The 6,468-nt window shown below is 47.1% G+C and carries 6 protein-coding genes; 3 read left to right on the top strand and 3 right to left on the bottom strand.

Annotated elements, in window-relative coordinates; genetic code table 11:
• From B5D06_RS03450 to B5D06_RS03440, 3 genes are all read right to left on the bottom strand, one after another.
• Nucleotides 1-1,279: leucine-rich repeat domain-containing protein (locus B5D06_RS03450; RefSeq protein ID WP_159442683.1), on the bottom strand; the 1,279-nt coding region annotated here is incomplete at its 3' end.
• Entirely contained in the window at nucleotides 1,249-3,096 is a 1,848-nt protein-coding gene (locus B5D06_RS03445) for a leucine-rich repeat protein (protein WP_078736628.1), read from the bottom strand. The genes B5D06_RS03445 and B5D06_RS03450, both read right to left, overlap by 31 nt.
• Nucleotides 3,045-3,446, bottom strand: a complete 402-nt coding sequence (locus B5D06_RS03440) for a hypothetical protein (protein WP_078736627.1) — start codon at nucleotides 3,444-3,446, stop codon at nucleotides 3,045-3,047. Before B5D06_RS03440 ends, B5D06_RS03445 begins: the two co-directional genes overlap by 52 nt.
• A gap of 686 nt (nucleotides 3,447-4,132) precedes the next feature.
• Between B5D06_RS03440 and pyrH the strand changes: the two genes are divergently transcribed.
• From pyrH to rsgA, 3 genes are all read left to right on the top strand, one after another.
• The gene (pyrH, locus tag B5D06_RS03435; RefSeq protein WP_078736626.1) at nucleotides 4,133-4,852 is read left to right on the top strand and encodes a UMP kinase; all 720 of its coding nucleotides are present in this window, start codon (nucleotides 4,133-4,135) and stop codon (nucleotides 4,850-4,852) included.
• Between the two features lie 46 nt (nucleotides 4,853-4,898).
• Entirely contained in the window at nucleotides 4,899-5,462 is a 564-nt protein-coding gene (gene frr, locus B5D06_RS03430) for a ribosome recycling factor (protein ID WP_078736625.1), read from the top strand.
• Between the two features lie 61 nt (nucleotides 5,463-5,523).
• Nucleotides 5,524-6,459 (top strand): ribosome small subunit-dependent GTPase A, encoded by a 936-nt coding sequence (gene rsgA / locus B5D06_RS03425; protein WP_078736638.1) that lies wholly within the window; start codon nucleotides 5,524-5,526, stop codon nucleotides 6,457-6,459.
• Nucleotides 6,460-6,468: the final 9 nt, after the last annotated feature.

The raw sequence follows: 6,468 nt of genomic DNA, 5'->3' as shown, positions 1-6,468 counted from the left end.
TAAGGCGTGTGCCATAGGGCACTGCCGTTAGGTCGTCATAGCCAGATACTGTCACCTTGCCGTTGGGGGATTCTGCCACCGTGACTGGAAAGGTCTTGGCGACAAAGGTTGTCTTCACGATAACTTCAGCCTCACCTACCGTTGTTTCAAATACGGTGCGCCCTGTGTAGACGGAGAGCTCTATCTCTTCTGAGCCCAACAACCACTTATCGACATTATAACCAGCATCGGGGTGAGCCGTAATCACAAGTTTATCATTCTTACGTGCAAGACTACCCGAGGTAAAGGGTTCGCCGTTTTTCGTCGCCGTGAGGTGTCCATGCCCTGTCGAAGTAAAGCGCACCACATACTCGGGTATCTGCGTAAAGGTAGCCACCACCTCGGCAGAGAAGGTCATCGGCTCGGTAAGCGTGAGGTCATAACGATTGATACTCCCCATGTTTGCTCCATTGAAGAAGAACTTCTTAAGGAGCTTACCCGACTCCAATTGGGCGTAGATGGTAAGTTTCGTACCAATGGGAAGGGAGCTGCCACTGGGGATCTCCTGCTCGCCATTTTTCACAACAATGGTACATCCTGCCACTTGAGTGATCGTAACGGTTGCCTCTGTGGCACTGCTCTCCATGGCATAATAGGTGTAATTATCATAAGCAAAGGAGTAAGCAGATTCGTAATGATCTCTATTCTTGTACTCCTCTAAGAGAGGTGCAGGCACATAGACATCCAGAGTCTTACGAGGATCACGAGAACCTTGAGGGGCGCAGATCCTGTACTGCGCCTTTACGGGGGCGTGCAGGATGAGCTTTTGGGGAGCTGTGGGTTTTTCGTAGGGCTGGCTATGCCCCCAGAACAAATTACACGTTACAATGGTACTCCCCATACTCACCTCATTGAGGGCATCGCACCCATCGAAGAGGAAATTAGGTACTGACCCGATACTTGCTTCAATAGAGGCAGAGGTCAGAGAGGAACAGTGAGCAAAGGCTTTTTCGCCCAAGAGTGTTACGGAAGAGGGGACATTGAGAGCCCCTGCAAGAGAGGTACAACGCAAGAAAGCTCCTGGGTGGATCTCCGTAATACCCGTTCTGGAGAAGGCATACTGCCCGATGCGACGAAGAGAACTGGGGAATTGAAGAGCTGTAACAGCCGTTTGACCTCGATAGGCATTGACGGCAATGAACTCCACACCATCGGGGATTATCACGGTGCCCGTTGCCTTGCGGTCGAGCCAGATACCCTGTGGCGATTTTACCTCTTGGAGCTTGGGCAATCCTGCCAAAAGGGATTGCCTTGTGTATGCTGAAGGGCAGGCAATGTAACCTTAGCAAGCTCCGAGCAATCGAGGAATGCTCGAGCATAGATGGCAGTAACTCCCATAGCCTCCAGCTCGGTCATCTGCTTACATCCATCAAAAGCTCCATAAGAGATTGTCTTGATGGAGGGATCTAAAGTTACCTTGCCCACGGCTTTGCTTTTAGAATAGTAGAAGAGGATGCCATCCGCTCCGACAACGGTCTCCAAGAGAGGACACGAGGTAAATGCAATGGTAGGTAGGGACCCATTGGGATTACCAGCAACCTCTGTGGAGAAGTAGGCTCCTCCCTTAAGAATCATCTCCTCATCAGATGATGTATATCCAGGATGCGTATCCAAATGACGAGCCGATAACCAGGTGTGGCGAAGTTTGGGGAAGTCCACCTTTGTGAGTTTGTCACACTGAGTGATGCCGTAACATTCCTCGACATTCTCTCCCTTAATGGAGGTGATTGTGGGGTTATTGACAAAAGCCTCTTTACTGATTACACGGATGCTTGCAGGTAGCTCTACATCGCCCGTTGCGTTGTTCCAACTCACAAGGGTATCGGCTTTGACAATCATACTGGTCATTTCCTGACCATTGAGGTCGTAAAACTTCCAGTTCTTCTCCCGTGCAATACTCAAATCGCTGGCGTAGGCATTGTTGTCCTGCTCGGTCGTAGCAATCTTTGACAGGAGGGTCAATTTACCAGCCGTAGTCTCTTCTTTGAGGTCGGGGAGGGCGGTGTAGAGGCGATTAAGCTCACTCTCTTGGATGCGGTTACTCGCAATAGCGACGGAGCGTACCCCTTGGAATGCCTCTCGGGTGGTGGGGGTATGGATCGCCTTGAGTTGGTTGCGGCTACATTTCAGATCCGTAAGAAGCGGATTATCGATGGTCAGCTCTGTGAGTTGGTTGCTCGAGAGGTCTACTTCTTTCAGATGCTTCGCTCCACTGAGGTTCAGTGTACCTCCAAGGGCATTATAGGAGAGATTCAGCTCCTTCACCGAGGCGAGGGGAGCCTCGTCGATTTGTGTCAACTTCTTACAGCGTGTAATCGAGAGACGCTCTAGCCCCGAGGGAGGGAGTATGACAGCTTGAAGTGTATCACAAGAGCTAATCTCAAGCCCTTTTAGGGGGGTATGGGAGAGGTCGAGCCGCTCCAAACCCGAGATTTTTGAGAGGGAGAGTCGCTCGAGATTGGGGTAAGAGGCGAGGTCGGGGAGTAGCGACTGAGGAATATATAGAAGGTCTATTTTTTTGAGTTGTGTTGCTCTCAAGAGATCAAGTTGGGTAACCACTGCCCAAGGCGAACGGAAGCAATCGAAATCGGTTCCGTAAATTTTAATCTCGGGATCTGCCACGGCACTTCGGAGCCACTGCATACTCCTGGCCCCGTAGTAGGAGGGTTCGTTACTGCTATATCTTAAGGAGGAGAGGGCGAGGAGACGGATCTTGCCATCGCCCACGTCCATGCCCACTACGCGCCCCTCGGCATAGCTCCCAATGCCAGGGAGAATCCTTTCTATATCCTTACCTTGGGCTGCCCTAATCTGCACGGAGGCAATGGGCGTTGAGCGGTCTATCTGGACAACTCGAGTAAAGATACGAGCGGGAAATGTTGTGGGCATCTTCGCCAGTACCGCCTCATTCGCGACAAATATGTAGCACTGGTCATCTCCCCATGGCGAGGCAAAAGGGAAAGCATCGGGGGCTATTGTTTTGAGGTTTACCGCCTCCGAAAGGTCTACCGACCAAGGAGCACTCTTAGAGAAAGCCCCTGCACCGATCTCTTCCACTCGAGGGAGGGTGTAAACCTTAGGTTTCCAGATTTATAGAGAGCTGAGTCCTCCAGCACCTCCACCTGAGGAGCCGAGAAGTCTACAATAGATCCCATCTCTCGACAGGCATTTTTGCCCACTTTGCCCACCTTATTAAGGTGCAGAGCTGTTACTCTGTTATTTTTTAGAAATACATTGGGAGCAATCTCCGTAACCTCATCGGGGATCGTAATCTCCCCCGATGCGCCACTCCAGGAGGTCAGCACCCCATTCACCACGATGGGGCCTGCCTCCTGTGCTCTCGCAGTACTCCACCCCACCAGGGAGAGTAGGCAAAGTAGCGACACATAGTGTAGTAATTTAGTCATACGTTTATCATTTATTGAATTAAAGTTTCTGTACTGCTGCGACACGATAGGGCATCCCCTCTGCCCCACACGCCCCATAATTATAAAAGAGCATGAGACAGCCCAACCCTTCTTGTTGCTTGGGGCAACAGACTGGGGAGTGGACCGCATACGCGACATAGATAATCTGATGCAAAAAAATGCCAATCCTGCAGCAAATTGATCTATAATATATTTTTTTAAATTATTACGCTACAAAAGCAATTCTTTTGAATGAAAATCCAAATAATTTTGGTGACAAGGCAGCGGTGACAGGTTAAAAACAGTTTTTAAGTGCTTTTGTAGTCGTTAAAACTCCGTTGGTTGTATATCATTCTCTATACTCAATCCCTCATATTCAAAAGAAACTTGCTCGAAAGAACCCATAACAACTAATGATAATGCGACTTTAATGCGTCAGTCCTGATACGTGGGATGTAATCTTTTCTCTCAAAGGAGGTTATTCGGGCTTTTGTTTTGATAGGAGCAAACTTTACTTTGCATAGGTCTAAACTTTAGTTATCATATATGCAAACTCCCGTTTATACATATGCAAACTCCTGAGAGCTTCTGGACTATTCGTTGGATAGTTGGGTAAAATACATTTACTTTGCATTCCATAGCGTGTTTAGATATACTATAAATTATACGAGAAGTAAAAAGAGGGCATGCAAAAACTGAATAGAGTATTACTTAAACTCAGTGGGGAGTCGCTCGCTGGAGGTATGGGGCAGGGTATTAGCTCAGAGCGATTGAATAATTACATAGAAGAGATTGCCCAAGTAGTTCAGAGAGGGGTACAAGTAGCTATCGTAATAGGTGGCGGTAACATATTTCGCGGACTAAGCGGTACGGCTAAGGGGGTGGAGCGTGTTACAGGAGACCAAATGGGAATGCTTGCAACCGTAATTAACTCTTTGGCTCTTAGAGCAGCTTTTCAAGCTCATGGCTGTAAGGCCGAAGTCTTTACTTCCATACGTATGGAACCCGTTGGAAAGCTCTATTCTTCTATGGAAGTGCGCCAAAAGCTCGACGAAGGGTATATCACAATTATTGCTGGAGGGACAGGCAATCCCTATTTTACAACAGACACTGCATCGGCTCTGCGTGCTGTAGAGATCGGGGCAGATGCTCTTCTCAAGGGAACACGAGTGGACGGTGTCTATACGGCCGATCCAGAAAAGGATGCCACCGCAACACGTTTTGATAGAATCTCTTTTGACGAAGTGTATAGGAGAGGGCTCTCCGTAATGGATTTAACGGCTATGACGCTTTGTCGAGAAAACAACCTGCCGATAATGGTTTTTGATATGGATACTAAGGGTAATCTGCTCAAACTAATATCTGGAGAGAATATTGCTACTCTTGTAAGCAATGATGAAGTGTAATTTTTGTTCGTAAGAAATCAAATAACTAACCCATAACAGACAGAATATGGCAGATACGAAGCAATATACCGATGCAGCAGAGGCTGGAATGAAGAGTGCCATTGAGTATCTCGATGAAAAATTGGCACACATTCGTGCCGGTAAGGCAAATCCTAAGATATTAGATGATATCATGGTCTCTTATTATGGCACTATGACACCTCTAAATCAGGTGGGAACTGTTACTGTACCCGATGCACGTACCATAGTGATAACCCCTTGGGAAAAGAAGATTATTAAGGATATCGAGAAAGCTATTATAGACTCTCCTTTGGGTATTATGCCCGAAAATAATGGAGAGCTCATTCGTATTGCTATACCTCCTCTTACAGAAGAGCGACGCAAACAGCTTGTAAAGCAGGTTAAGGGAGAAGTGGAAGAGGCTAAAATCAGTATCCGTAATGCTCGCCGTGATGCGATAGATGCAGTAAAAAAGAGTGTCAAAGCAGAAGGAACTCCCGAAGATGTGGCTAAGGATATTGAGGCTTTGGTGCAAAAGTTGCACGACAAATATGTAGCTCAATGCGAAGAACTTTTTGCTGCAAAGGAGAAAGAGATATTAACTGTTTAAGGAGAGAAAAATCCTTGCACAGCAATGCCGCTGCAAACTTTAGCACACGTTTATGACTTTGATGCAGGGACTTGTGCTTCGTTGTGTGGGCAATAACTGTTTAGTACGCCTAAATGATGGTAGCCTGTGCGAGGCTACCGTCAAAGGAAATCTTCGATTGAAGGGAATTCGATCGACCAATCCTGTCGCCGTAGGAGATTCGGTCTCCATCAAAAAGCAGGATACTATTTACTATATCACCTCCATTCTTCCTCGGCGCAATTATATAATTCGTCGCGCTGCCAATCTTTCTAAAGAGTCGCACATATTAGCTGCCAATATAGATGTAGTACTGCTCTTTGTTACACTTCAAAGTCCCGAGACAAGTTTCACCTTTGTAGATCGCTTTTTATCCACCGCAGAGGCATACGATGTGCCTGTCGTTCTCCTGTTTAATAAGATGGATTTGTACGACGAGGCGCAGCTCTTTCGCCTAAAAGAGTGGGAGGATATTTATGCCCCATTAGGGTATCCGATTCTGAAGATATCGGCACTCGAAAAAAGAGGGCTGGACGAACTGTATGACTATATAAGGGGAAAGATAGTTTTGCTTAGTGGGCACTCAGGAGTGGGTAAGAGTAGTTTAATCAATGCTTTACTGCCTAATATGAATTTGCGTACGCAGGAAGTTAGTGTAGCCCATGGAACGGGAATGCACACTACTACACTGAGTGAAATGCATCCGTTGGACGAGGCAAAAGGAGGAGGCTATCTTATAGACTCTCCTGGTATAAAGGGGTTTGGAACTCTGGAAATGAATAAATACAATACGGCAGACTACTTCCGAGAGTTTTTTATTATAGGTCAAGGGTGTCGTTTTAATAATTGTACGCATACGAATGAGCCTGGATGTGCCGTTTTACAGGCTCTGAAGGAAGGGCGTATTGCCGAGAGTAGGTATATTAGCTATCTGGGAATCCTTGGGGACGAAGATGAGGGGAAATACCGTTTGGATTAAAGAAGAAAG

This window comes from Porphyromonas circumdentaria (assembly GCF_900167105.1).
Taxonomy (GTDB): Bacteria; Bacteroidota; Bacteroidia; order Bacteroidales; family Porphyromonadaceae; genus Porphyromonas; species Porphyromonas circumdentaria.
The sequence above is the reverse complement of the archived record's forward strand: the minus strand, read 5'-3'. Positions and strand labels throughout refer to the sequence as shown.

Excerpts from the sequence above, each read along its gene's own strand:
- pyrH (WP_078736626.1), top strand. The coding sequence starts at position 4,133 with ATGCAAAAACTGAATAGAGTATTACTTAAACTCAGTGGGGAGTCGCTC.
- frr (WP_078736625.1), top strand. The coding sequence starts at position 4,899 with ATGGCAGATACGAAGCAATATACCGATGCAGCAGAGGCTGGAATGAAG.
- B5D06_RS03440 (WP_078736627.1), bottom strand. The coding sequence starts at position 3,446 with ATGACTAAATTACTACACTATGTGTCGCTACTTTGCCTACTCTCCCTG.
- rsgA (WP_078736638.1), top strand. The coding sequence starts at position 5,524 with ATGCAGGGACTTGTGCTTCGTTGTGTGGGCAATAACTGTTTAGTACGC.